The organism is Butyricimonas hominis (genome assembly GCF_014287455.1).
Taxonomy (GTDB): domain Bacteria; phylum Bacteroidota; class Bacteroidia; order Bacteroidales; family Marinifilaceae; genus Butyricimonas; species Butyricimonas muris.
The window spans coordinates 44,147-70,228 of record NZ_JACOOH010000004.1 but is presented as its reverse complement, the minus strand read 5'-3'; the positions used below and the strand labels follow the sequence as shown (position 1 = coordinate 70,228).

At 44.3% G+C, this 26,082-nt stretch carries 17 protein-coding genes; all 17 read left to right on the top strand.

Annotated elements, in window-relative coordinates; all coding sequences use genetic code 11:
• Positions 1-104 precede the first annotated feature (104 nt).
• The 17 genes from H8S64_RS09400 to H8S64_RS09320 all read left to right on the top strand — a co-directional run bounded on the left by H8S64_RS09400 (position 105) and on the right by H8S64_RS09320 (position 26,051).
• On the top strand, positions 105-1,040 hold the full coding sequence (locus H8S64_RS09400; protein ID WP_099291760.1) for an ABC transporter ATP-binding protein: 936 nt from the start codon (positions 105-107) through the stop codon (positions 1,038-1,040).
• A 27-nt stretch (positions 1,041-1,067) separates the two neighbouring features.
• Positions 1,068-3,374 (top strand): Gldg family protein, encoded by a 2,307-nt coding sequence (locus H8S64_RS09395; RefSeq protein ID WP_186975874.1) that lies wholly within the window; start codon positions 1,068-1,070, stop codon positions 3,372-3,374.
• Between the two features lie 18 nt (positions 3,375-3,392).
• On the top strand, positions 3,393-4,721 hold the full coding sequence (locus tag H8S64_RS09390) for a MutS-related protein (RefSeq protein WP_186975873.1): 1,329 nt from the start codon (positions 3,393-3,395) through the stop codon (positions 4,719-4,721).
• Positions 4,718-6,046 carry a MutS-related protein gene (locus H8S64_RS09385; protein ID WP_186975872.1) on the top strand — a complete coding sequence of 443 codons (1,329 nt, stop codon included), beginning with the start codon at positions 4,718-4,720 and terminating at the stop codon, positions 6,044-6,046. The genes H8S64_RS09390 and H8S64_RS09385 overlap by 4 nt, the downstream gene beginning before the upstream one ends.
• Positions 6,047-6,181: 135 nt before the next feature.
• Positions 6,182-6,745 carry an RNA polymerase sigma-70 factor gene (locus tag H8S64_RS09380; RefSeq protein ID WP_227217074.1) on the top strand — a complete coding sequence of 188 codons (564 nt, stop codon included), beginning with the start codon at positions 6,182-6,184 and terminating at the stop codon, positions 6,743-6,745.
• A gap of 96 nt (positions 6,746-6,841) precedes the next feature.
• Complete coding sequence (locus H8S64_RS09375; protein WP_255469494.1) at positions 6,842-7,993, top strand: FecR family protein; 1,152 nt, start codon at positions 6,842-6,844, stop codon at positions 7,991-7,993.
• Positions 7,994-8,081: 88 nt separating this feature from the next.
• Positions 8,082-11,729 carry a SusC/RagA family TonB-linked outer membrane protein gene (locus H8S64_RS09370; protein ID WP_186975870.1) on the top strand — a complete coding sequence of 1,216 codons (3,648 nt, stop codon included), beginning with the start codon at positions 8,082-8,084 and terminating at the stop codon, positions 11,727-11,729.
• 10 nt (positions 11,730-11,739) lie between these two features.
• Positions 11,740-13,332, top strand: coding sequence for a RagB/SusD family nutrient uptake outer membrane protein (locus tag H8S64_RS09365; protein ID WP_186975869.1), 1,593 nt, complete (start codon positions 11,740-11,742; stop codon positions 13,330-13,332).
• 2 nt (positions 13,333-13,334) lie between these two features.
• Positions 13,335-14,231, top strand: coding sequence for a hypothetical protein (locus H8S64_RS09360; protein ID WP_186975868.1), 897 nt, complete (start codon positions 13,335-13,337; stop codon positions 14,229-14,231).
• A 119-nt stretch (positions 14,232-14,350) separates the two neighbouring features.
• Complete coding sequence (locus H8S64_RS09355) at positions 14,351-15,457, top strand: thioredoxin family protein (protein WP_186975867.1); 1,107 nt, start codon at positions 14,351-14,353, stop codon at positions 15,455-15,457.
• Between the two features lie 18 nt (positions 15,458-15,475).
• Positions 15,476-17,560 carry a thioredoxin family protein gene (locus H8S64_RS09350; protein WP_186975866.1) on the top strand — a complete coding sequence of 695 codons (2,085 nt, stop codon included), beginning with the start codon at positions 15,476-15,478 and terminating at the stop codon, positions 17,558-17,560.
• Positions 17,561-18,023: 463 nt separating this feature from the next.
• Positions 18,024-19,253: an alpha/beta hydrolase gene (locus H8S64_RS09345; protein WP_255469493.1), complete on the top strand. Its 1,230-nt coding sequence runs from the start codon at positions 18,024-18,026 to the stop codon at positions 19,251-19,253.
• 234 nt (positions 19,254-19,487) lie between these two features.
• Positions 19,488-21,188 (top strand): TldD/PmbA family protein, encoded by a 1,701-nt coding sequence (locus tag H8S64_RS09340; RefSeq protein WP_186975865.1) that lies wholly within the window; start codon positions 19,488-19,490, stop codon positions 21,186-21,188.
• Between the two features lie 85 nt (positions 21,189-21,273).
• Positions 21,274-22,926, top strand: a complete 1,653-nt coding sequence (locus H8S64_RS09335; protein WP_186975864.1) for a hypothetical protein — start codon at positions 21,274-21,276, stop codon at positions 22,924-22,926.
• Between the two features lie 129 nt (positions 22,927-23,055).
• A complete protein-coding gene (locus H8S64_RS09330) occupies positions 23,056-24,210 on the top strand; it encodes an AAA family ATPase (protein ID WP_186975863.1) in 1,155 nt (384 codons plus the stop codon).
• A 21-nt stretch (positions 24,211-24,231) separates the two neighbouring features.
• Complete coding sequence (locus tag H8S64_RS09325; RefSeq protein ID WP_186975862.1) at positions 24,232-24,777, top strand: RNA polymerase sigma factor; 546 nt, start codon at positions 24,232-24,234, stop codon at positions 24,775-24,777.
• A 95-nt stretch (positions 24,778-24,872) separates the two neighbouring features.
• Positions 24,873-26,051 (top strand): FecR domain-containing protein, encoded by a 1,179-nt coding sequence (locus H8S64_RS09320; protein WP_186975861.1) that lies wholly within the window; start codon positions 24,873-24,875, stop codon positions 26,049-26,051.
• Positions 26,052-26,082: the final 31 nt, after the last annotated feature.

Genomic DNA, 26,082 nt, shown 5'->3' with positions numbered 1-26,082 from the left:
ATACTGAAAGTCACTTGTGCTATCGCCGAAAGGCGATAGCATGGGACGACTATGTCTTTTGAATTTCGTGTTCGTTGTATGGAATAATTTAAATAAATCACTAAATGGAAAATTCAATTGTAAAAGTAGAGCATTTATCTCATCGTTACAGTGTCCAATGGGCTATCCGGGATATTAATTTCGAGATTAATCAACGGGGTATCATGGGACTCCTTGGCTCCAACGGAGCGGGAAAATCAACGACGATGAATATTATATGCGGGGTGTTGAAGCAGACAGAGGGAAACGTGTTTATAGACGGGATTAACCTGCGGGAGAATCCGGTGGAGGCGAAGAAGAATATCGGATTCTTGCCTCAAAAGGCTCCCCTGCATTTAGATTTCACGGTAGACGAGTATCTGACGTATTGTGCGGATCTTCACATGGTGGATAAGAAGCAGATTAAGGCAGCGGTGGATGAGGCGAAGGCTCGTTGCGGAATTACGCATTTCAGCAAACGGGTGTTGCGGAATCTTTCCGGGGGATACCAGCAACGTGTGGGTATCGCACAGGCAATCGTGCATAAGCCGAAATTCGTCGTATTGGATGAACCGACGAATGGATTGGACCCGAACCAAATCACGGAAGTACGCCATTTGATAAAGGAAATAGCGGAAGAGCGTTCGGTGTTGTTGTCTACCCATATTCTTTCCGAAGTACAGGCTACTTGCCGGAATATTAAGATGATCGAGAACGGGCAGATGATATTTTCGGGCAGTATCGAGGAATTTGATAATTATATCCAACCGAATACCCTGCTAGTGGAATTGGATACGCCGCCGATGGAGTGCGATTTGCTTATGCCGGGAATCTCCAAGGTGGAAACCTTGTCGGAAAGACGATTCCGTTTGCGGTATGACGGTGATCAGGATACGGCTAAACGTGTGGCTGAAACTTGTGTCACGAGAGGATGGGGATTGATCGAGCTGGTGATCGAGAAGAGTTCGCTGGACGCGATATTTGCCCAATTATCAAAAAGTGCTTCCAAGGGGAGAAAGTAGTATGTGAATTTATACGAGAAGAATATTATGAGAAGAATATATAAAATTGCAAAAGCGGAGTTGGCTACCTTGTTTTATTCTCCGGTAGCATGGTTTATTTTGGTCGTGTTCGCGTTTCAAGTAGGGATGACGTTTGTCGGGTTGATGGAAGAAAAGGCTCAGGCGAATACCTTAGGTTACGCGTGGGGGATGCAAACGGCTTCGTTATTAGGTGGTATGCGCGGCTTGTACACGATCGTGCAACAATATCTTTACTTGTATATGCCTTTGTTGACGATGTCGTTGATGAGCCGGGAATATAGCAGTGGTTCCATTAAGTTGCTGTATGCGTCGCCGGTGACTTCTACCCATATCATTCTGGGAAAATTCCTTTCCATGATGCTTTACGGGTTGGTGTTGATGGGAGTGTTGTTTATCATGGTGTTGTTTGCCGGTTGTGTTATTGATAATTTCGGATTCAAGGAAGCTTTGGTCGGTTTGCTGGGACTTTACTTGTTACTGTGTGCTTACGCGTCTATCGGTCTGTTCGTATCTTCGCTGACTTCCTATCAGGTAGTTGCCGGTATCGGGACCTTGGTGATTCTGGCCGCGTTAAACTACGTGAACCAAGTAGGACAGAGTTATGATTTTGTGCGTGATATTACCTATTGGCTTTGTATTTCAGGACGTTCGGGAGAGATGATTGCCGGATTGATTTGCAGCGAGGATATAATCTATTTTATCGTGGTGTCGGCAATGTTCTTGTCACTAGCTATTTTGAGATTGAATTCAACCCGCCAGTACGCCCCGAAGGGTGTCATGTGGGGAAAGTATCTGGGAGTGATTGCGGGAACTTGTCTGATCGGTTATATCACTTCTCGCCCGATGATGATGTGTTTCTATGATTCGACGGAAACGAAACGGATGACACTGACGCCTGTAAGTCAGGAAATCATGAACTCGCTGGAGGATGGAATGACGATAACGACTTATGTGAATTATTTGGATCGAGATGCTTATTACGGGTGGCCCGAGATGGTGAACGATGATAAAAGGCGTTTCAAGCAATATCTTCGCTTCAAGCCGGATATTAAGATGAAATATGTTTATTATTATGATACGGTGACTACTAATCCTTGGCTGATGAGTCGCTATCCGGGAAAAACAATTGATGAAATCGCAAAAGAGGAGTCTGAAAAAAGGGATTGGGATATCAAAAAAATGCTGACACCGAAACAGATTAAAAAGATAATCGATTTGGAACCGGAAGGGAATGTTTTCGTGCGGTTGGTAGAACGGAAAAACGGACAAAAGGCTTTCCTACGGTTGTTTAACGATATGGAAACACACCCGAGTGAGGCGGAAATCGGGGTAATGTTCAAACGTTTTGTAATGGATATGCCCAAAGTGGGATTCCTTACCGGACACGGGGAACCTTCCATCACCGGAGAGCGGAAACGGGATTATTTGTTGTTTGCCGGGGAGAAAACATTCCGCCATTCATTGCTGAATCAAGGATTCGATACGGAAGAGGTTTCTATTTCGGGTGATGCTGATATTCCCGGTTATATAAATATTTTGGTTATTGCCGATATGTCAGAACCTTTGACTCCGGGAGAGATGACGAAATTGAACAAGTATATCGAGCGTGGCGGCAATTTGTTGATTGCGGGGGGAGCCGGGAAACAGAGCGTGATGAACCCGATCGTGGAACCGTTAGGCGTGCGTTTGTTACCGGGAACATTGGTACAGAAAAAGGTGGATATTCTTCCGAATTCCATGATGGTGAATGCCGTGCCCGAAACGGTGAAAGAGCTTTCGTATCATTATGAGTTCATGTGGCTGGTACGTAGGTTTAAAGTGAACATGAAGGATGCCGTGGGACTGGATTACACGACGGATAAGGGCTTTACCGTGCGGGAGTTATTGCGAACCGATTCTACCGGATGTTGGAATGAGATGGAAACACGGGATTTCGTGAATGATTCCGTGGTATTGAATCCCGCGGCGGGAGAGATCGAACGAATGTACCCGACGGCTTTGGCTCTATCCCGTAAAATAGGTGATCGTGAACAACGAATCATGATCTTGGGAAATGCCAGTTGTATCAGTAATGACGGGGTAGCCGGAGAACGAGGGGTAGCCGTGGCGAATTATCCGTTGGTAACCGGGACGTTCCATTGGTTCTCTTACGGGGAGGCGCCTTTGGATGTACGCCGTCCGAACGGGTCGGATGTCGGGATTCATCTGAAACGTCCGGATATGCCGTACGTGAAGATTGCCTTCATGGGTGTTGTTCCCGTGATTCTGTTGTTGTGGGGTACGATTTTGTGGATTCGTAGAAAGAGAAATTAATAAAAAGAAATTGAAATAATGGGATTTCGGATAGATAAACAAACTTTGAACGACTTGGCGATATTGAGCGCCGGGGCTAACAAATCGGTGTACGAAATCTTCAACAGGACGCATACGCGAGGAGGGGCAAAAGTACTGGAAGAGATGTTCCAGTACCCCCTTTCCGAATACGATTTGGTTGCTAACCGGAGTGCGGCGATACATTACTATCAAGAGTGCGGGATGGAATTTCCGTTTAGAGCGGCTATTTTCGATGCCATCGAGTTTTATCTGGATAACACGGATACCCGTAGTCAGTTGATGAGTCAGAATAATACGCTGGAATGGAAAGTGAAAAATCTGATGGGAGCCGAAACGGGATATACATGGATACAAAACGGTATTCTGGGATGTCTTGAATTGTTGAATACCTTGAATGATTTTCTGAATAAAACCGGAAGCACGGACAGTAAAGACGTAACCGAGGTAAATGTGAACTTGAAGAATTTGTTGGACAATGAAAAGTGGGCATGGTACGCGGGCAAGAAAAAGATAAATTACGAGGAAGCCGTCGTCTATGACCGGATTCTTCGGTTCGAGGAACGGGAGAATTTCCGAAAGATACTTCATTACGTTTATTTGATGGATGTATATATCGCCGTGGCACGGGTCGCTAAGGAACGAGGGTTTGCTTTTGCTTCCGTGCTTCCTGCCGAGCGCAACGTGTTGAAGATAAAAGGTGCTTTCCATCCGTTTTTGGCGAAACCGATAGGCAACACGATCGAGGTGGACGAGAATAGCAATATCATTTTTCTCACGGGAGCCAATATGGCGGGGAAATCCACGTTTATGAAAACTTTTTCCATCGCGATATTCCTTGCGCACGTGGGGTTCCCCGTTCCGGCGGAAGCGATGGAGTTCTCCGTGCGCAACGGGATGTTCACGACTATTAATCTGCCCGATAACCTAAGCATGGGATATAGCCATTTTTACGCGGAGGTATTACGTTTGAAGAAAGTCGTGATGCAATTGCAACAGACCAAGAATCTCGTGATCGTGTTCGACGAACTTTTCCGGGGTACGAATGTCAAGGATGCTTATGATGCCACGCTTGCCGTGACGGAAGCCTTCGCGGGTGTTCCCAATTGCTTGTTTTTGATTTCTACACATATCATAGAAGTCGGTTTAGTTTTGAAAGAACGGTGTAAGAATATTCGTTTTGTTTATCTTCCGACTAAAATGGAGGGGAGCAAACCGGTTTATACTTATCGGCTGGCAGAGGGGATCACGAATGACCGACACGGAATGATTATCATCAATAACGAGAGAATCATTGATATTATAAACGGGGAAGGAGGAAAATCATGAGTTTTGAAACGGATAAACAGACTTTGGACGATTTGAACATATTGGGTAAGTATAGCAGTAATTCGGTTTATAGCTTGTTTGGCGGATTGGTAACCAGAGGGGCGGAACGATTGATGGATCAGATGTTTGCCCACCCCTTGACGGATGCTGATGAGATAAACCGGAGAACAGCGATTTTCCGTTATTTTAAAACGCATGCCCTTGAATTTCCCGGTGATTCCGAGGAACTGGAAGAGATCGACCAGTACATAGGGAATGCCGATCGTACATCTTGGTTTGTCAATTTGTTGTTGCTGTGCAAAATGAAGTCTTTGGAGTTGATTAGTAAAGACGAGCATTTTGGCATCTGGCGTGCCGGCATGGAAGCGACTATTCATTTCTTGCGTGAAAGCAAAGCGTTTCTCGAGCGGGTGAATGAAGATATAGCGGGCAATCCATTGGAAGAACGAGTGAAGTGGGGATTGGATTTGTTGAATAATAAGGCTTTTGCCCGGTTGTTGGAAGATACGACACAACCTTTGAGTTTCGGTCAGATGTTTTCTGTCGACCGTTTGTTGCGGAGCGTATGGCTCAAGCCGTTGCAGGAGTTACTCGGTCTTTTCTGCGAGATAGACCTTTATATTGTGGTCGGACGAGTGGCTCGTGAATATGACTTCTGTTTCGCGGAAGCCATGAAAGAGGGAGAGGTATCTATCGAGATAAAAGGTTTGCATCATCCCTGTATCCGTAAGGCTGTTGCCAACGATCTTTCCATAACCCGCCAGAAGAATATCTTTTTCCTGACGGGAGCGAATATGGCGGGGAAGTCCACGCTGATGAAATCTTTCGGTATCGCGGTGTATATGGCACACATGGGATTCCCCGTGGCTGCCAGAGAAATGCGTTTTACCGTGCAGGACGGGATGTATACCTCTATCAATGTGCCGGATAATATAAACATGGGATACAGTCATTTTTACGCGGAAGTGCTTCGGGTGAAGAAAGTGGCTATCGAGGTGAGCCTTTCCAAACGACTCGTGGTGATCTTCGATGAACTTTTCAAGGGTACGAATGTCAAGGATGCTTATGATGCCACGTATGCCGTGACCTCGGCTTTGGCAAAGCGCCACGCTTGTTCCTTTATGATCTCGACGCATATCATCGAGGTCGGTCATGAGTTGGGTAAAAATTGCGATAATGCAACCTTTGCTTACTTGCCCACGGTGATGAACGGGAGTGTACCGACTTACACCTATAAGTTGGAACCGGGAATAACCAATGATAAGCACGGTATGATTATCATTAATAATGAGCGGATTGTCGAGCTGATTCGGGAAGTGAAGTAAAGGGGATATTCCGGATGATATAATTACCTCGTCGATGATTAATTGTCGATGAGGTAATTTGTTTTATAGCTAATTACTGGTGTGGTTGTTTTTCTCGATTATATCGTTTATTTTTGCTGTGATAGTAATATGTACATGGAAGATAAGGAAATCGATATTTTAATTCGTTTGCAGAAGCGTGACCGGGAAGCGTTTCGGTTTCTTTACGAGCAGTATTTTGCTAAAATGGTTTTATTTGCCGAGAGTTACTTGTATGACGAGGAGGAGGCGAAAGATCTGGTACAGGATTTATTTTTTTATATCTGGGATCACGCGAAGACCTTGCAGGTGATGACCTCTTTGAAAGCATATCTTTATACCTCTTTACGGAATCGCTGTCTGAATGTGTTGCGTGATCGTAAAATCCGGGATGAGCATAACGATAAGTTATTTGAAGCACAATTGTTTTCCGGGACGGAAGATGTTGTGATTGATGAAGAAGTACAGCGGCGTCTACAAGAAGCCTTAGACTCATTGCCGGATCGGTGCAAAGAGATTATCCTGTTGAAGGTGGTGGAAGGAAAGAAGAATCGGGAAATAGCCGAGCAATTGGATATTGCCGAAACGACGGTAAAGACTCAGGTACAACGGGCATACCGGATGTTGCGTGAGAAGTTGGTGCCGATTCTCTTGTTGATAGAATGGCTCCAGCAGGGGTAATGCGTCCGTGAGCTTAAAAATCTTTTGTTAAAATCATTTTTTTTGTACTCCGTTTTTTATTCCTATGTGTCTTAGATGTGTAATTGTGATGAAACTATGACAAACAGGATGCATATAAATTGGGATATCATTGTGCGACGGCTATTGCATGAATCTTCGGAAGAGGAGAATCAGCTAGTGGAGAAATGGCTTGCGGAGGATGAAGCGAACCGGGAATATTACCGGAAGGCGAAGCATTACTTTGACGTGTACTACACGGGAGAGGAGTCCCGGAAAGTAGATTCGGAAGGTGCGTGGGCGGAGTTCGTTACTTATACCGATAAGTCTTCCCGTAAATTTTTATGGAAGAAAGTAATCGGGTATGCAGCAGCGGTGCTTATACTTTTTGGGGTGGGATTCACGTATTGGATGTCGGATAGTCGGGTAAAACAGCCGGAGGCGGTAGCCGTGAATAAACCGTTGAAACCGGGTACGATGAAAGCGTTTTTAGTATTTAATTCGGGAGAACAAATTGCATTGACCGATTCGTCCGTCTTGGAACGGGTGGTTGAGGAGTACAAGCAAAAAATGGTGACCTCTCGAGATATGCAACAGGAAAAAGAGGAATATAATACACTTGTTATTCCAAGAGGAGGTGAGTACAATTTGGTATTGGCAGATGGGACAAGTGTGAAACTGAATTCCGATTCGAAATTGAGTTTCCCGGAGAGGTTTATCGGGAAAGAGAGAAGGGTACGATTGGAAGGTGAGGCTTTATTTCAAGTGGTAAAGGACACGGGGCATCCTTTTATCGTGGAAACGGAAAATGGAGAGGTCGAAGTTTTGGGAACGGTGTTTAACGTGAACGCGTATCCCGATGAAGAATTCGTGCAAACCACGCTGGTAGAGGGGAAGGTAGCATTCCAAGGAACAGGAATGCCGGATGCATTGGTAATTACTCCCGGAGAACAAGTAACCTACGATAAAGAAACCCGGGAAGCGGATGTCGTGAAAGTAGACACGGAAATCTACACGGCATGGGCTGAGGGGAAATGGATTATCGAGGGCGAGAGATTGGAAAATATCATGAAACAACTGGCTCGTTGGTATGATGTGAAAGTTTTTTATCAAAACCCGCGAGTCAAGGATTTAGTTTTCACGGGTGACTTGGAAAAATACAATAACTGCGAGGTCATATTGAATATTATATCCATGACGACAAACGTGGTTTTTGAAGTAAAGGATAATACTATAACTGTAAAAATGTAATAAATAAAAACCGGAAGGTGTTGCGACCACCTGCCGGCTGAAAATGTGTTAATCTTTGTATCAATCTTAACATTAACAAGACAAATGTATGAAAAAAAATCGAAACGAGGGCTACCCCGCTAAGTGGGTATGTCTAAAAAAAATGATTTTAGTGATGAAACTGACGTGTTTTTTTACGGTGCTCTTACTATTACAAGTTTCGGCGGCAACTTACTCGCAGAAGCGGGTGAACTTGGATGTCGAGAATGTAAGCATGTTGGATGTAATTCAAGAATTACGCCAGCAGACGGGCTATAAATTCTTTTTTAATCACAACGAATTAGAAAAGGTGAAAGATGTTTCTGCGAAGTTCGAGAACGAGGAGTTGGAGAAGGTATTGGATGCGATTCTCGGGAAAGTGAATTTAGCTTATCGCGTGGAGCAAGGTGTGATTATTATTGTATCGGGCAAGGGAAATGACGAGAAAAAGGAAGTCGTACGTATCACGGGAAAAGTGACGGACGAGAAAAAACAGCCGCTTCCCGGGGTAACTGTTATCGTGAAAGGTTTGACGCTGGGGACAGCTACCGATACGAAGGGAGCGTTCTCGTTGACTTTACCGAAAGCAGAGAATATATCGTTGCTTTTTTCATTTATCGGGATGGAAACACAAGAAGTGAAATACACGGGGCAGGATACTCTTCGTGTTGTCATGAAAGAATCAGCCGAACAATTGGATGAAGTGATCGTGCGAACCGGGTATCAGAATATTGATAAGCGTAAATTGACCAGTGCCGTGCAAACCATCAAGATGGATGATATAAGGGTTGCGGGAGTGAACACCATCGACCAGATGTTGGAAGGACGTATTCCGGGTATGATTTTCATGCAGAACTCCGGTCAGGTGGGTGCCGCACCGAAATTGAGGATACGGGGTACTTCGACTGTTCTGGGCAATAGGGAGCCGTTGTGGGTGCTGGACGGGGTGGTTTTGACCGATCCGGTGAACGTGGATCCGGCACAAATCAATGACTTGGACTTCGTGAATCTGTTGGGGAATGCCATTTCGGGATTGAATCCTAACGATATAGAACAAATCGACGTGTTGAAGGATGCTTCGGCAACGGCTCTCTATGGTGCTAAAGCAGGTAACGGGGTGATTGTGATCACGACGAAAAAAGGGAAGGCTGGTCCTCCCAGCGTGACTTATTCCGGGACGGCTTCTTTTACACGGCGTCCGCGTTACAGTGACCGGGCTATATATCTGATGAATTCAAAGGAGCGGGTAGATGTTTCCCGGGAGTTGGTAGAGCGTGGTGTTTATTATAACAATGTGGATAGCTGGGTAGGATACGAGGCTGTGGTACAAGATTATTACAATGGTGCGATTGATTATAAGGAGTATAACCGGTTGGTTTCGTATTACGAGACATTGAACACGGATTGGTTTGATATTGTGTGTCAAGATGTGTTTTCACATAACCATACGTTAAGCCTGTCGGGTGGTTCTACCAATATCCGCTATTATGCTTCTCTCGGGATGAGCGATGAGAACGGGGCTATAAAAGGCGAGAATAACAAACGCTATTCAACGACGTTGAACTTGACGGCTAATTACGAGCGTTTTACTGCACGATTCCAGCTTCAGGGAAATGTATCTAGCCGTGATTACAATCCTTCGGAATTAGGCATTTTGGATTATGCTTATAACATGAGTCGTGCCGTTCCGGCTTTTAATCCCGATGGTTCCCGTTATTTTTATCAGCGGACAGGTAGCACTATGCCGGTGTTTAATTTCAACGTGTTGAACGAAATGGATAATTCCGGGGATAAAACCAAGGGAAGCGCTATTAATATGCAGGCACATATCGGTTACAACGTTATCGACGATTTAAAACTGGAGGGAACATTATCTTACGCGGTAAGCAACACGAATCAAGAGATTTATTTCACGGAGGATACCTATTACGTGCACAAGTTACGTGCCGACCAGACGGAACGGAATGACTTGTGTCCTATCGGTGGTGAATTGCGGAAAAGTGAGGTGCGCAATACCAGCTGGATGGCCCGGGTGCAAGCAAATTACGTCAAGAACGTAGGAAAAGAGGGTAAGCATAACGTGAGTGGTTCTGCCGGTTTGGAATTGAATTCTCAAAGATACGATGGTTTCAATATTACACGTCGTGGGTATCATAGAGATCGGGGTAAATTGTTTTCTTCTATTCCCCAGACTTACACGGGATATTATAACCAATTTATGGCAAGTGCCAATGCTTTAGGGGTTATCACGGAAAATTTGACGAATTCGGTAGCGTGGTACGCAATGGCCGGGTACGATTATGACAACCGCTATATGTTGAATTTGCATATTCGAGGGGAGGCGTCCAATTTGTTCGGGTCACGGGCAAATGATCGAATGATGCCGATTTGGGCGTTGTCCGGTCGTTGGAACGTGAAGCAGGATATTTTGAAATCTGTTGATTGGGTGGATGACATCGCGTTAAGGGGTTCTTTCGGTTATCAGGGGAATATGTTGAGTAACCAGACCCCGAATATGATTATTAGGCAAGATATTGACTATTCAGGGAAATACGGTGAGTTTAATTCGAAGGTAGCCCATTACCCGAATCCTGATTTAAGATGGGAAAAGACAGCCTCCACGAACGTTACATTGGATTTTTCGCTTTTGAAAAACAAGATTAACGGTTCGGTTTCATACTATTATAAAAAGACACGGGATGCATTTTTGACCAAGACTATTTCCGAAATCAATGGAACCAAGCAATACGTGGTAAATAGCGGGACGCTTGTAAACAAGGGAATAGAGGTGAGTTTGAATTTTACCCCGATCAATCGTGCCGGGCTGGATGGCGGGAAGAGAGGGTTTGTTTGGCGCATAGATCCTCAGTTGGGGCAGGTGTTGAATGAATTGGTAAATAGTGCGATAAATAACCGGAATAACGTGTTGCGGGATGAGATCGAGTATACTGATATGTTGACCGGTGACGTGGATATTGCCGGGGAGCCTTTGAATACATTCTATTCATATCGCTTTAAAGGATTGAGTCCGGTAGACGGTTCTCCTATTTTTTACGGGGCGGAGGATGAATTGCAGGATGAGCTGAGCAAGAAATATAACAATATGGAACGGGAAGATGTCTTTTTGGAGGTAATGGAGAGATCAGGACGGCGTGAGCCTTACCTGCAAGGGGGAATCTCGAATTATTTCGGGTATCGGAATTTCGGTTTATCGTTTAATCTGGCTTATAGTTTGGGTAACAAAATTCGTTTGTTGAAATTGTGTACCGAATACGGGACAACCAACCCCAATCCGTCAAGCAATTTGCGGCGTGAATTTGTAAATCGTTGGAGAAAGCCGGGTGACGAGAATTATACCAATATTCCTGCGTTGAATACAGTTGCGGGAGCCCATACTAATCCATGGTGGAATAGCGGACCGAATGTGACACATACAATTGCATCTAATATTTACGAGATGTATGACAATTCGGACATCCGGGTGGTAAGTGGAAATTACTTGCGCTTATCGTCGCTTTCTTTCCGTTACAACGTGGATGATCGGTTTTGCAAGAAATTAGGTCTTAAGTCTGCCTATATCAACTTGACGGGAACGAACTTGTTCACGATAGCCCATAAAAAATTGCGGGGACAGGATCCTACCCAGTCCGGTTCGTCGCCGAGTGTAAATCTTTCGGTACGTCCGACTTACTCGTGTAATCTTAGTATCACTTTCTAAAATTTGAGCGATGAAAAAAAGAGTTTTAATTTATATATTCGGGGTGCTTGCCCTTGGTCTTGGCTCTTGCGGTGATTTTTTGGAAGAATATTCGCAGAATCAGCGATATGCAACCACGGCGCAGGATTTGGACGAGTTGCTTAGAGGTGAATGTTTTATGCAAACGCCGAACCTTACTTCCAGTACTCAGGAAACGATGAGTTTCAGTAGCGGGCTTACCATGAATTACCCGTGGTTGCACGTGATGGATGATGATGCGGAGGAATTCGTGGAGGGGGTATTCCCTTACACTTCGAATTACCCGCGTAATGTACTGGGTTCTTTCTATCATTGGGGTTCCGACCCGTTTTTGACTTTGGAGAATGACCAGTACAGGGATAATGATTGGGAACGGTTTTACAAGAGTATAGGGGTATTGAATTCCATCATTTACATGGCGGACGAATTTCGTTCGAAAGAAGAGGATATCGAGTTGTTGAACAGGGTGGAAGGCGAGGCGCATTTTCTTCGGGCAGGTTATTATTTCCTGTTGGTAAATATCTACGGGATGCCTTATAGCAAAGCTACCGCGTCCCGTGATGCCGGAGTGCCTTTAAAAATCACGGAACATATAGAGGATAAATATTTTAGCCGTAGTTCGGTGGAAGCGGTGTATTCGCAGATAGTCACGGATCTTAAACGTGCAACTGTTTGTCTGGAAGGTATAATACCTTCTTCGACATTGCGGGTTGGGGAAGTTGCCGCCAACGCGCTGTTGTCGAGAGTGTATTTGTATATGGAAGAATATGAGGCATGTATTGCCGCCGCAGACGAGGCAATGTCGGGGGCTTATTCGGTGATGGATTTGAACAGTTGGACAGATGGGAAAAACGTGATTTCATGGACATCGCCTGAAACGATTTTCACGCAGGGGGGGAATGCTGTTGTTTCGACATTCTTGAATTCTTCGACCGATTGGAATAATCCGAATCCGGATTATACATATCCGGAGCAAGCGTTTTCGTACCAAGTGTCCGAGGAGCTGTTGAGATGTTATGGCGATGGGGATTTGCGCAGAACCGCTTTTTTCAAGAATTCTTTGCATGCGGCTATTCCCGATAAGTATAAGACGTGGACGGATTATAATGATAATGACGAGATTGGGGCGGATTTTTTGATTCGTTTGCCGGAAGTGATTTTGAATAAGGCAGAGGCATTGGCGATGTTGAACCGGGATGGGGATGCGAAAACCGAGTTGGAAAAGTTGCGTTCCAAACGATTCGTGGTAGCTCCGTCGGTAACGGAAACGGGTGGGGCATTGATTGACTTTATCCGCGATGAACGCCGTCGGGAGCTTTGCTTCGAGGGACATCGTTGGTTTGATTTGCGACGCTATGCCGTGAATAGTATTCACCCTCTGCCGGATAATTTCACTATCCGACACCGGAATAATGCTTATGAAGCAAATTCACGAACTTGGTATGAAAACGGTTATTACGAGTTGAATGCTTATACGCGAGATCGGGCGGCTTGGATGATTCCGATTCCGAACTATGCTATTGAATTTAACCGGGGAGAACTCCAGAACGAGATTCGCCCGAATAGAGAACTTCAAAGAGATTGATTATGAGAAAGAATAAATTCCTTTATGTATTGCTTTTGTCCGTGTTATTCACGGCGTGTGACAAGGAAGATAATTTGACGCCTTCCAACCTCGGTAAAGATTGGTTCACGATTGAAAATTCGGATGATCCTGTCGACCGGGCGATTTATCAATTCTACGTGGAAACGGGGATTCCCGTGTTCTATAACGATACGATCGGGCAAGAAACCCGCGTCGATAACTGGGGTAATTCTTATACACATTACGAAATCTTGCAGTTCGGGGCATCAGCTTTGGGGGGAACGGAAACCCCTAATCCGTTTTCGGATTACGAGTTATGTCCGAGAGAAAATGTTGTCGACGGGCTTGAATTCCTGCGTGAAGAAATTGTGCCTGTTCTGCCCGAGAGTATTAAAATTCGCAGTTTCTTGTTGTTGAAATCTTTAACGCCCTATAATCCGGCAACAAGCAAGGAGGCTTTCAAAGGATTGAACACCGTGCTGATTTCCCGTGTTACCGAATTTGGGGACATGAGCGATGCGGAACGGCTGAACATGAAAGGAGCTGTTCTTAATGCAGTCCTTGCCACGCCGATCGCTGCTTATGCTGAAGAACTGGCAGTGTTCTATCAGACGACACGCGGCTGCTATACGCAGGCAGATTTGTATGGTTGTAATGGGTGGCGTTTTTATAATACTTACGGGTTCTCTGATCCGAGAACTGTCGGTTTCTTGAAAGACCCGAATCCTTATGATTATGGTAATATGCCCACGGAAACTCAGGATGTCGGTATGTATATCAGTGCGATATTTACTTCTACGCCGGAAGAGTTCGAAGCGTCGTACGGGGCATTTGATGCCGTGATGATCAAGTATAGAATTATAGTGTCCGTATTGAAGGAAATAGGGGTTTCTATATAGATTATTCGTTTATTCATAAAGTGTTATTATTAATGGAAGAGAGTCAAACTCTCTTCCGTTGAGGAACACATCGCCGTAATTGAAAGAAGTATGTTTTGTATTGTATAAAATGAACTGAAATGAAAAAAATTCTATTGATTTATGTCGGGATTTTGTGTTCTGCGCTGGTTTTCGGGCAGACAAATTTCCAGAAATTGACATTAAACGAAGCCTGTGAAAAGGCGAAAGCGGAAGGGAAAATGGTTTTTGTAGATCTTTACACGTCGTGGTGTGGACCTTGTAAAGTGATGGCTGCCGATGTATTCCCGAACGTACAGTTGGGTGAGTTTATGAACAAGCATTTCGTGTGCGTGAAATATGACACGGGTGCGGAGGAAGATGGCAAAGTCCTCGCGCAAAAGTTCAACGTTCAGGCATACCCGACATTCCTGTTACTGAATACCGCTCAAGGGTTAGAAAATCAAATTGTCGGCGCCACGATTGACCCGTCAGAGTTTAAAAAAATGGTGGAAGAGGCCATGTCGGCTTCAATTGCCAGTTTGGGAAAACAGTACGCGGAGGGTAACCGGGATGCTTCTTTCTTGACAAATTATTTGCAGGAATTGTTGAAAGCCCAAATGATCGCGGAAGCACAAGAAGTACGTGCGGAATTGTTCAAGGTGGTTCCGGACGCCCAAAAGTCGAATAGAGAGTATTGGTACATTTATGATAATCAGGTATTATCCCCGATTTGTTCGGAACCGATGGATTTCCTGTTTGCACATTTCGACCAATTTTGCGAGAGCATGGGTGAGGAAAAAGTGTTGGAGAGAATCTCGATGGCTTTTGAGATAAAATTGAGAGATATGATTCGCGGTCGGGAAAAGATGGATGACTTGGATAAAGTGATAAAGCAGATGAAACCTCATCATTTTAACTCTCGGTCACGTCTTGATGTTTATGCCTCTTTGGCGCAAGCGTTGCGTGCCGCTTGGGCGGATAACAAGAACAAAGAAAAAATAGAAAAAGTACTCGTGTTATGTGAAAAAGAATTCCCGAAAATCGATGGAGAGGATTTGGTTTGGTTTTATTTTCCCGTGACAATTTTCATCGCGGGTTCCGGGACGGAGGAACAATACGCTCGCGTGGTGAAATTACACGAGTACACTTACGAGCATACCGGGCATCAACCTTTGCAAATCGGACTGGGAAATATGCTCAATGCTAGGGAACAAAAACAGAATTAATATTACAAGTAAAAGAAAATGAAAAAGTTATTATTGGTATTTGTGGGACTCTTGTGTTCCGTAGTTATCTTCGCTCAAACCAACTTTCAGGAATTGTCATTAGAGAAAGCTCGCGAGCAAGCGAAGACAGAGAATAAACCCATATTTTTGGATTGTTATACTTCTTGGTGCGGTCCGTGCAAGATGATGGCGAATAATGTCTTCACGCTTGAAGCTGCCGGTGATTATTTCAACAAGAACTTTGTTTGCGTGAAAATCGATATGGAAAAAGGTGAAGGTCCGGCTATCGGGAAACAGTACGGGGTTGACGCGTATCCTACCTTTTTGATTATTAACGCTGATGGAAAACTGATGCATAAACTTGTCGGGGCGATGTCGCTCGAGGAGTTGATTGAAAACGTCGAGTGTGGTTTAAAGGCAAGCAGCATTGCGGAGTATGAAACGCTGTATCAGTCGGGGAAGCTGGATAAAACGGAACAAATGGCATATTGGAAATTGCTCTCTATCTCCGGAGAGGTGGTGAAGGCTCAAACCGTGGGTGATGACCTTTGGGGAAAACTTTCAGAAAAGGATAAGCTAAACCCGACTTATTGGGCATTGTTACGCTCGCGGGCAACGACCATAGAGGGCGAGGAGATGAAGTTCGTTTGCGCCAATAGGGAATATTTTGAAAAAGAAGTCGGGAAAGAAGAGGTTGGTAAGTTGATTTATAATTCGTTTATAACCGAATTGAACATGATGATCGTGTACCAGTTACCAGCGAAAAAATACGAGAAGGTTCCGGTTATTAAGGATTTGCTTAAAAATAACGATGTACCTCGTAAAGAGGCTCTTTTGAAGATAACCGAATTGGCTGAAGCCCGGGGAAATTATGATGAAAGGGCTTATCTGGATATTCTTGATGCCAATTTGGATATATGGGATGATTCGGAAAAAAGAACGATATTCGAGGCGGCAAAATTATTTATCTCGCTTGCCAATGGTAAAGAACACACGAGAATGTTGGGAGATATAGCCTTACGGGCACAAGAAACCGTGAAAGATGAGGTGGTTAAAGAGGGGATTATTAAAATAGGGCTCACTTCCAGAAGAGTGTCGGGGAAGGACGGCGTGTATTGGGAAGATTTGGCATCACTGAAAGAGGTCATGGAGCGAGCTTTGCTCGAGAGTAGGTATGTATTCTTGTATTTCCACAATGACGGTCAAACTTCAAAACTTATCAATGAAAAGCTCTTCTCTAGCAAAGAGGTGGGGGATTACTTGAATAAGTTCTTTATAAATTATAAAATACACGTTGGAGAAGGGGATGGAGCTAGAATTGCCAGAAAATATGGTGTCATTGTTCCCAACGTGGTGGTTATGATTGATAAATACGGGGATGTTCGTCACCGGGTGTCCAATCTCATGCAAGGTGATTTCATCGAACGGATGAGCGAAACCTTTGATGATAATAAAGCCGTGGGAGAACTTGAAACACGATATGCAATGGGTGAGCGTTCGCCCGAATTTATGGTGAAATATTTGATGGCACTGGCTAAGATATCTAGCCCGAGAACTTCGCTTGTTGCCGTGGAGCTATTCGCTTTGCTTGATGACGAGCAGAGGGTTTCTCCCGAATTTTGGATGCTGTATCACCCTCAATTTTCCATGATTAGTTCGGATATGAAGAATTATTTGTTTTCGAATATTCAGGAATTTCGTGAGAAATCAGGTGTCGAGAAAGTGGATGAGTTGGTCGCGTATCAAATTAATTCCGACCTAAATCAAGTTCTTTATAATGCGAAAGCCAGAACTACTGCCGAAGATATAGATAGGACGATACAATTTATTAAACAAAATAAGTTACAGAACTCGGGTCAATTAATAGGGTTGGCAAATATTGTCAAACTGTTCAAGAACAAGGTTTGTAGCGTTAAGGAATACAAGAAAGCAAGTAAAGGTATGAAGCCGGAAGAGATTCCGTTCGCGGATTTATACGCGAATGTCCTCGCGATGGAGCCGGGGAGAACGGAAGAGTGGAACGCGTGGGGGAAAGAGATAGTTGATTCTCTTTCTGACCCTAAATATATACAGTGGTATAAACAATTTCTTAACTTGAAGTAAAGTATATTTTTTACTTGGTTTGGAATTTTGAACAGTCTTTTGAAAGTTGAATAATGAACTTTCAAAGGGCTGTTTAAGTTTAAAATGGAGTCGATTTTCTTCCCCGTTTCTGATAAAATAAGTTAAATAATATATATGTAAATTGTATATTATTTATAGTTAATTTGTATCATCTCCCATTCAACTCCCATTCATCTCCTATTCAAAGCCTATTTTAAAGGTAAATAAATAGTAATTTAATTGAATTTGAATAAAATTTAATACCATGAAAATATATAGTATATTCATGATTAATTCAGGTAGGATATTTGAATATGCTAGAAACCCACCTTTTATTTTTTTGCTTTAATGATAATTGTGTCGCGAGTGTAATTTCATTATTTTTAGGGCGAAAATTTCTCTTCAACCCAGAGGGGTAGAGGAGAAATAAGTTGTGTTTTGTGTTATTTTAGTGATTTTGATGATGATGAGAATTGTTTGTGTTTTGTTTTTTGTAAGCGTGTGGTTATCACCGTCCTGTGTATCCGCGCAAGTGAAAGCCGTGAAAACATGGGTGGCAAGAAAAGCGGAGGAACGAAAACCGTTGAATAAATTTGCTTTTTACGAGAAGGCGTTGAATAAGGAGGAGGCAAGGGAAATCGCGACTTTGTTGTTTGACGAGAAGCTGAAAGAGGTGAAGAAGAAAAACGAGCGAATGTGGGGAGGGAAATGTTTTAGTAGGGAGGGGTTGCGGATGCCTTTTGATTATAAGGTGTTCGGGGTGAAACCGGCAGACGGGAGGAGTCTTTATATTTCCATGCATGGCGGGGGAAGCGCCCCGGAGGCTGTGAATACGCAACAATGGAAGAATCAGATTCAGTTGTATCAACCGACGGAGGGTGTGTACGTGGCACCCCGGGCGCCTTGGGATGATTGGAATATGTGGTTTAAGCCGGGGTTGGACGAGTTTTTCGACGAGTTGATCCGGACGGCGGTCGTGATGATGGACGTGAACCCGGATAAGGTGTATCTGTTGGGTTATTCGGCAGGGGGTGACGGCGTGTGGCGTATGGCTCCCCGTATGGCGGATCGTTGGGCTGCCGCTTCCATGATGGCAGGGCATCCCGGTGAGGCTTCTCAGGTTAATTTGCGTAACGTCCCTTTCATGATTTGGATGGGGGAACGGGATGCGGCTTATAACCGGAATACTTTGGCTGCCGAGAAAGGAGTGGTGATGGATTCTTTGCACGCTTCCGACCCGGAAGGGTATATTCACGAAACGCGTATCGTGAAGGGGAAAGGGCATTGGATGGATCGGGAAGATCGTGCGGCAATCCCTTGGATGGCGAAATATCAACGAGAGCCAAACCCGACAAAGGTCGTGTGGAGACAGGAAGAGGTGGTGATGCCTTCTTTATATTGGCTGCGTGTTGATACGGATGAGGCGAAACACGGCATGGAGGTCGTCGTGGAACGGAACGGGAACACGTTCACGATTCTGAAAAATGATTACAAGCGATTGATAATTCGGTTGAATGATGAGATGATTGATTTCGAACAGCCCGTGGAGATATTTTACCAAGGGAATAAACTCTTTAGCGGAAAAGTGAAGCGGACGTTGAAGAATATAGCCGAATCGATAGACGAGAGGGTGGATAGGCGTTTGATTTTTAGTGGGAAATTGACGGTTGTTGATAACGGGAAGGTTGAGTGAATGCTCTTTTTGATCTTTGATAAAATCGCTCGCCATGGTAATTGGCGGGCGATTTTTTTTCGGTTATGGAAATGTTAAAATGGAGCGTTTTAAATGTAGGTTGAGGGTAGAAGAATTAACAAAGAATTAATGTAGAATCATTTTGAATAGTGAAATCTGGGGTGTAATTTTGTTGGTATAATTAGTGCGTGTTCTTCAGAGAACTTTAAAGAAAAATGATTAAAACAATTAGAAATGAAAAAATTAGGATTGATTTTTGTTAGTTGCGTCCTCTCGCTGTTTGTCGTCCAAAAGACGTACGCGCAGGCGCAGGACAAGTTATTGCAACTATTGAAGGAAGAGTTGGCAGCCGATATGAAAGAGCTGCAGAAGCAGGAGAATCCTCCTTACCACATGAATTTTCGGGTAATGGATGATCGTACCGTGAATATCTCGAGTGCTTTCGGGGCGACGATGCGGGCACAGGAGCAACATGTGCGTTCTTTGGTGCCGCAGATTCGGGTGGGAGACACGATTCTGGATAACTTTAAATATAACGCCATGGGGGCTCAGCCTGACCGGAACGGGAATTACCGGATGGCTTATATCGGATTGGATGACGAGAACGGGACTGATGCAACGCGTCAGGCAATCTGGTACGAGGTGATGCAACGTTATAATTTTGCCACGGAAGCTTACGAGCAGGCGAAGACGCAGAGTAAGGTAAGCGTTGCCGACGAGGATAAAGCTCCTTCTTTCTCTGCAGCCCCGGTAGAGAAATATTACGAGGCCCCGATTCCTGCCGAGAAGCAGGCTATCGATATCGCGGCGTGGGAAAAGAAATTGAATGAGGTTTCCGCCGTGTTCAAAAGTGAACCTTTATTACAGAGCGGGGAAACAAGCTTGACCTTCCGGGTATTGCGTACTTATTTCGTGAATACCGAGGGTACGGAAGTGGTGCAAAACCGCACGTATGCCCGTGTCATGATGAGTGCTTCGATGAAAGCGGATGACGGGATGGAATTGCCTTTGAATATGTCTTATTTCGCTTACGAATTGAAAGACCTTCCTGATGCAGGCATCATGATTGCCGATGCGAAAAAAATGATAGAGCGTTTGAAAGTATTGCGTGTTGCCCCGGTCGTTGATCCTTACACGGGTCCGGCATTGTTGTCCGGTCCTGCAAGCGGTGTTTTCTTCCATGAAATCTTTGGTCACCGTATCGAGGGACATCGTTTGAAATCGGGTGGACAGACCTTCAAGAAAATGGTAGGTGAATACGTGTTGCCGAAAGAGTTCCAAGTGTATTGCGATCCGACTTTACGTAGTTATGCAGGGGAGGAATTGAACGGGTTCTACCTGTATGATGATCAAGGTGCAAAAGCACGTCGTGTAGATGTAGTGAAAGACGGTATATTAAGGGAGTTCCTGATGAGTCGTGTGCCTCTGGACGGATTTCCCCGTACGAACGGACACGCTCGTACTTCCGGAGGTGGTGATCCTGTTTCCCGTCAGTCTAACTTGGTGGTGGAAACGACAGCCCCGAAAACGGAGGCGGAATTACGTCAGATGTTGCTGGAAGAAGCTAAAAAGCAAGGAAAAGAATACGGTTATTATTTCAAAGAAGTAACGAGCGGTTTCACGTTGACCGGTGAAGGCGGTAGCTTGAACTCCTTTAACGTGACCCCGTTGGAAGTGTATCGGATATATGTTGACGGTCGTCCGGACGAATTGGTTCGCGGAGTGGATTTGATCGGAACCCCGTTATCCATGTTCTCCAATATCGTGTGCGGTGGTGATACCCCAAGCGTGTTCACGGGCGAGTGTGGTGCTGAATCCGGTTGGGTGCCTGTTACGGCTAGTTCCCCGATGATTCTGGTAAATAAGATTGAAACGCAGCGTCGTCAGAAATCAATGGATTTACCTCCTATTTTACCGGCACCGACGAACAATTGAAAATGGAGAATTGAAAATTGAAAATGATGATTTACGAGAGAGGGGAATGGAATCGTAAATCTAAAATCTAAAATCTTAAATTGAAATGAAATATATATTATCGATATTATTGTTTTTCCTGCTTGTGGCGCCGCTTGCCGCCCAGAATAATCAAGATCAGGTGATCTTTAAAGCTATGCAGGATGAGATGCAACGCAGCAAGGAACAGTTGATGTTGCCGGGGATGCAGCCGCCTTACTATATTTCTTATACCTTGGGACGTTCTCGTCAATTTCAGGTGAGAGCCTCGTTGGGCGGTATCGTTAATTTCACGGAAACGCCGTGGTCTTCCCGCGGGGCGGTACAAATGTTTTTAGGGAATGATGATAATAATAACGATTTCGCGTATAGCTGTGTCGCGGCTCAATTGCCGATGCCGGCAGAGCCCGATTATGACGGCATGCGCAGGAATTATTGGATGGGGTCGGATATGATGTACAAGTGGTCGTTACAGGCTGCCAACATGAAAGAATCTTACTTGAAGGCGAACCCGAGAACGCCCGAAGAGGTGAATTTGAAAGATCGTCAGAAAGTGGAGCCTGTCACGAAAATCGAGGAAGCTAAAAACGCTTACACGATAGATCGTGCCGCGTTGGAGAAAACGGCAAACGAATTATCTGCCATCTTCAAGGATTACAAGGATATATACAATTCATCGGTAAATATCAGCGGTGCGGATATTGAGATTTATAAAATGACGACCGATGGTGTTGTGTTGAAACAACCGATGAGATATACCAACTTGTATGCCACGGCTTACGTGGTGACCGAGGATGGTGTACGTATCGATGATACTTATTCCGTGATTGTAGACCGTCCGGAAGATTTACCTTCGCTTGATGAGTTGAAAAAAGGCGTGAAAGCGTTTGCCGATAATTTGATCAAGTTGAAGAATGCCCCGGTTATCACGGAGTATTACGGTGGTCCGGTTTTATTTGAAGGAGGAGCGAGTTCTTCTGTTTTGACCTCTAATTTATTGAGAAGAGGTGCTCTTTACGCTTATCGTAAACCTGCTTCTGACCGTATGCAACCGATCAAGACTTTGGATGATCGTCTGGATATGAAGATCATCGATACCCGTCTGACGGTGAAGAATTATTCTTCTTTGGAAAAATACAATGGTGTCACTTTATTGGGAGCTTATGATATTGACGCCGACGGTATCGTGCCGCCCAAGGAAATCACCTTGGTGGAGAACGGTATTTTCAAGGCGATGTTGAACGGAACCGTTCCGACATTACATGCGCCCCAATCGACAGGTAGTTCCCGGTTCACGCTTTCTTCTATGGATGGAACCTATACATTGGCTCCCGGTACAATTCATATTAAAGCCGACAAGGGTACCAAGCCGGAAAAGATGAAAGCCGCTTTGATCAAGGCTGCCAAGGAGGAAGGTTTGAAATACGCTTATATCGTGCGTGGCTTGGCAGGAAAAGCTTCCCGCATCTACCGGGTGGATTTGAAAGACGGAAGCGAAACGCAAGTACGTTTCGGTGATGTTTCCGGATTCACGTTACCTAACTTGAAACGTATGTTGAATATTTCCAACAAGGAGAATGTAAGCAATTATCTTTCAAACGGAGAGGTGTTGTCTTCAATCATTTATCCTTCTTCTATTCTGGTGGAAAATATAGAAATCAACAAGTCTGACGTGAAGAAAGACAAAGAACAGGTATTGACTTTCCCGTTGCAGAAATAGTCATTATAGAAAATAGAACACAGGGAACTTGGCTCGCTTTTACGGTGAGCCAAGTTTTTTTATGATACTTGTGATTATTTGATTTGCAATTATTATATTTGCAATAATTGCAATTTAAATAATCTAATGATGATAGCAAAGGTTAGGAATCCTTTTATAATTAGCGGGTATGTTTCTGCCGAATATTTTTGTGACCGGGAGATGGAAAGTGATGAACTTACGCGGGCTTTTTTTAACGAGCGTAATACGGTGATTGTTTCTCCCCGGCGTATGGGTAAAACAGGGTTAATAGAACATTGTTTTCATCGTAAGCAGGTGCAAGAAGAGTTCTACACGTTCTTTATCGATATTTATGCCACGGGTACGTTAAGGGAATTCGTGTTCGCTCTAGGCAAGCATATTTTTGAAACCTTGAAGCCCAAGGGGAAGAAGTTTATAGAGCAATTCTTTGCCATTATCAGTTCACTGCGTCCGGCATTTAAGTTAGACTCAATGAGTGGACAGCCTGTTTTTGATATCGGGATTGGAGATATCAAGCAACCGGAATTATCTCTTGAAGAGATTTTCATGTATTTGGAAAGAGCCGATAAACGTTGTATCGTGGCTATTGATGAGTTTCAGCAGATTGCCAAGTACCCGGAGAAAAACGTGGAGGCAATGTTGCGCACGTGTATTCAAAGATGTAAGAATGCTAATTTTGTGTTTTCCGGTAGCCAACGCCACATGATGCAAAATATGTTTTTTTCGGCATCAAGACCGTTTTACCAGAGTGCTTCTCTTCTGAATCTGGAAGCCATTCGGCCGGAACGGTATAAGGAGTTCGTGTATCATCATTTTCGTGAAGCGGGTAAAAAGATTACGGAGGAGTGTATCACGCGCGTGTATAATTTGTTGGAGGGGCATACTTGGTATATGCAGATGTTGTTTAATCGTTTTTATGAACAGGTGGAGGCAGGAGAAGAGATGACGGTAAACCTTGCTGACCAGATATTGCATTTAACGGTGGAAGCGAATAAAACTGTTTATCAAAGTATGGTTGCCATGTTGCCCGAAAGGCAGAAAGAGGTATTGTTTGCAATAGCTAAAGAAGGGAAAGCCATGGAGATAACCTCGACGCAATTTGTCAAAAGGCATGGATTGCATTCGCCGAGTTCCGTGCAATCCGCGATAAAACAATTGCTCGAGAGAGAGTTTATAACTAAGGATGGAGGGGTGTATCACGTTTATGACCGGTTTTTCGGTTTTTGGTTGGCAGAAACGTATGGAACAGGATATAAGCTTTAATTCAAAATAGTAGTGGGGAGCATGGAAGAGTCTGTGAATAAAATGAATCTGGCGGATAGGTTTGAGCAGGTCTATAGAGAATACTCGAAGCCGATGTTTTTGTATGCCCTTAGTTTTTTGATTTCGGAGGAGGAAGCGGAGGATGTTATACAAGAGGTTTTTATAAATTTCTGGAAGGACAAAACGTATCAAAAAATCCGGAGTGAGGTCACGAAGACTTACTTGTTCCGTTCGGTAAAGAATAGTTGCCTGAATCGATTAAAAAAGAAAGATATATTGCGTGATCGACTGGATGTGTTGCGGGAAGAAGTGGTTGAGGAGGAGATGGTGAAGTGGAACGACACGTTGATTCAGGAGGTGGAGGCTGAAATAGAGCGAATGCCTGAACAGACACGGGAAATTATTAGAAGCGTGTTTTTTCATGAAATGAAATATCAAGAGGTCGCGGATGCGTTGGGAATATCTATAAATTCCGTGAAAACGTTGTTGAAAAACGGGATGAGGCATTTGCGGGAGCGTTTTGCCGAACGGATGGATTTGTTTCTTGTTATGGTGCTGATAAATTGATGGTTATGCTTGGTGCTTGATTTTTTTTGAATTTTTTCTCTTTTTGATTCACCCGATTTTCTTTTTTATTGTCTATACGGAAAAGAAAATAGGTCATGGATACATGGAATGAAATAGACGAGTGGATTGCCCGATACCTGCAAGGGGAGCTTCCGGAACAAGACAAGAGTAGTTTGATTCGGTGGTTGGAAGCTTCCCCCGAGCATGAAAAGTATTTTCGGGAGATACTTCGGACAAAGGTGCATGTGGATGCTGTCGGAAAACGGAGTAGATTGGAGCGGATGCAAGAAGATGTGTGGAAGCGTATAACCCCGATTTTGGAGAGGCGAAGGAGATTGTGGTACGCGTGGGGAAGTAGTGTCGCTGCCGTGGTAATGGTGTTGGTAGGGGCGTTTTTCGTTTGGAGAGGACAACGGGAAATCAAGGGTGAATCAAATGTTTTCGCGAGTGTTTTACAAGTTGAATCCGGATCGGCTAAAGCGATTTTAGTGACTTCGTCGGGAAAAAGGATCGAGTTAAAGGAAGGTGAAACTCGTCAAGTGGCGGATATTTCCGGTGTAGGTGTGATACAGGATTCAACGGGAGGAGTTCGATTCGAGGATAAAGGGATGCCCGGGGAGGGGATACGAGAGAACAACACGATCGTGGTGCCTCGGAAAGGGGAGTACTTCGTGGAGTTGAGCGATGGTACGAAAGTTTGGATAAATTCGGATTCACGGTTGGAGTTTCCCAATCGCTTTTACGGGGATTCGCGGGAAGTGAGTTTGCAAGGCGAGGCTTACTTCGAGGTGGCGTCAAACCCGGATAAACCGTTTTACGTGCATCTGGGAGAAGTGAAAGTGCGTGTGCTGGGGACGGCATTTAACGTGATGGCTTACGAGAATGACGGTTTGACGGAAGTGGCGCTTTTGCACGGGAAAGTTAGTTTTGACGTGGGAAAGGAGGCTTATGCGCTTGAACCGGGAGAGGTTGCATCTTTAAACAAAGAGAACGGTAAAACTACTATTCGGGAAGGTGATGTTCGGATGATTATTGATTGGAAAACCGGTAAGTTTAATTTTGAGGATATGCCTTTGGAGGTATTGACCGTGAAATTATCTCGTTGGTATGGAGTATCTTTTGTTTTTGTGGATGAGGAGGCAAAGAAATTCCGTTTTTCCGGGGCGGTAACTAAATACAGGAGTTTGGATTACGTGTTGAATATGATATCGAAGACGACAAATGTGAAGTTCGAGGAGGAGGAAGGGAAAGTCGTGATTCGTGCGAAAAGATGAAGCTTATATAAAATGAATTATCCCGAATAGT

What these genes read in the sequence shown, in the direction of transcription:
- H8S64_RS09400 (WP_099291760.1), top strand. Translation starts at nt 105, where the DNA reads ATGGAAAATTCAATTGTAAAAGTAGAGCATTTATCTCATCGTTACAGT.
- H8S64_RS09395 (WP_186975874.1), top strand. Translation starts at nt 1,068, where the DNA reads ATGAGAAGAATATATAAAATTGCAAAAGCGGAGTTGGCTACCTTGTTT.
- H8S64_RS09390 (WP_186975873.1), top strand. Translation starts at nt 3,393, where the DNA reads ATGGGATTTCGGATAGATAAACAAACTTTGAACGACTTGGCGATATTG.
- H8S64_RS09385 (WP_186975872.1), top strand. Translation starts at nt 4,718, where the DNA reads ATGAGTTTTGAAACGGATAAACAGACTTTGGACGATTTGAACATATTG.
- H8S64_RS09380 (WP_227217074.1), top strand. Translation starts at nt 6,182, where the DNA reads ATGGAAGATAAGGAAATCGATATTTTAATTCGTTTGCAGAAGCGTGAC.
- H8S64_RS09375 (WP_255469494.1), top strand. Translation starts at nt 6,842, where the DNA reads ATGACAAACAGGATGCATATAAATTGGGATATCATTGTGCGACGGCTA.
- H8S64_RS09370 (WP_186975870.1), top strand. Translation starts at nt 8,082, where the DNA reads ATGAAAAAAAATCGAAACGAGGGCTACCCCGCTAAGTGGGTATGTCTA.
- H8S64_RS09365 (WP_186975869.1), top strand. Translation starts at nt 11,740, where the DNA reads ATGAAAAAAAGAGTTTTAATTTATATATTCGGGGTGCTTGCCCTTGGT.
- H8S64_RS09360 (WP_186975868.1), top strand. Translation starts at nt 13,335, where the DNA reads ATGAGAAAGAATAAATTCCTTTATGTATTGCTTTTGTCCGTGTTATTC.
- H8S64_RS09355 (WP_186975867.1), top strand. Translation starts at nt 14,351, where the DNA reads ATGAAAAAAATTCTATTGATTTATGTCGGGATTTTGTGTTCTGCGCTG.
- H8S64_RS09350 (WP_186975866.1), top strand. Translation starts at nt 15,476, where the DNA reads ATGAAAAAGTTATTATTGGTATTTGTGGGACTCTTGTGTTCCGTAGTT.
- H8S64_RS09345 (WP_255469493.1), top strand. Translation starts at nt 18,024, where the DNA reads ATGATGAGAATTGTTTGTGTTTTGTTTTTTGTAAGCGTGTGGTTATCA.
- H8S64_RS09340 (WP_186975865.1), top strand. Translation starts at nt 19,488, where the DNA reads ATGAAAAAATTAGGATTGATTTTTGTTAGTTGCGTCCTCTCGCTGTTT.
- H8S64_RS09335 (WP_186975864.1), top strand. Translation starts at nt 21,274, where the DNA reads ATGAAATATATATTATCGATATTATTGTTTTTCCTGCTTGTGGCGCCG.
- H8S64_RS09330 (WP_186975863.1), top strand. Translation starts at nt 23,056, where the DNA reads ATGATAGCAAAGGTTAGGAATCCTTTTATAATTAGCGGGTATGTTTCT.
- H8S64_RS09325 (WP_186975862.1), top strand. Translation starts at nt 24,232, where the DNA reads ATGGAAGAGTCTGTGAATAAAATGAATCTGGCGGATAGGTTTGAGCAG.
- H8S64_RS09320 (WP_186975861.1), top strand. Translation starts at nt 24,873, where the DNA reads ATGGATACATGGAATGAAATAGACGAGTGGATTGCCCGATACCTGCAA.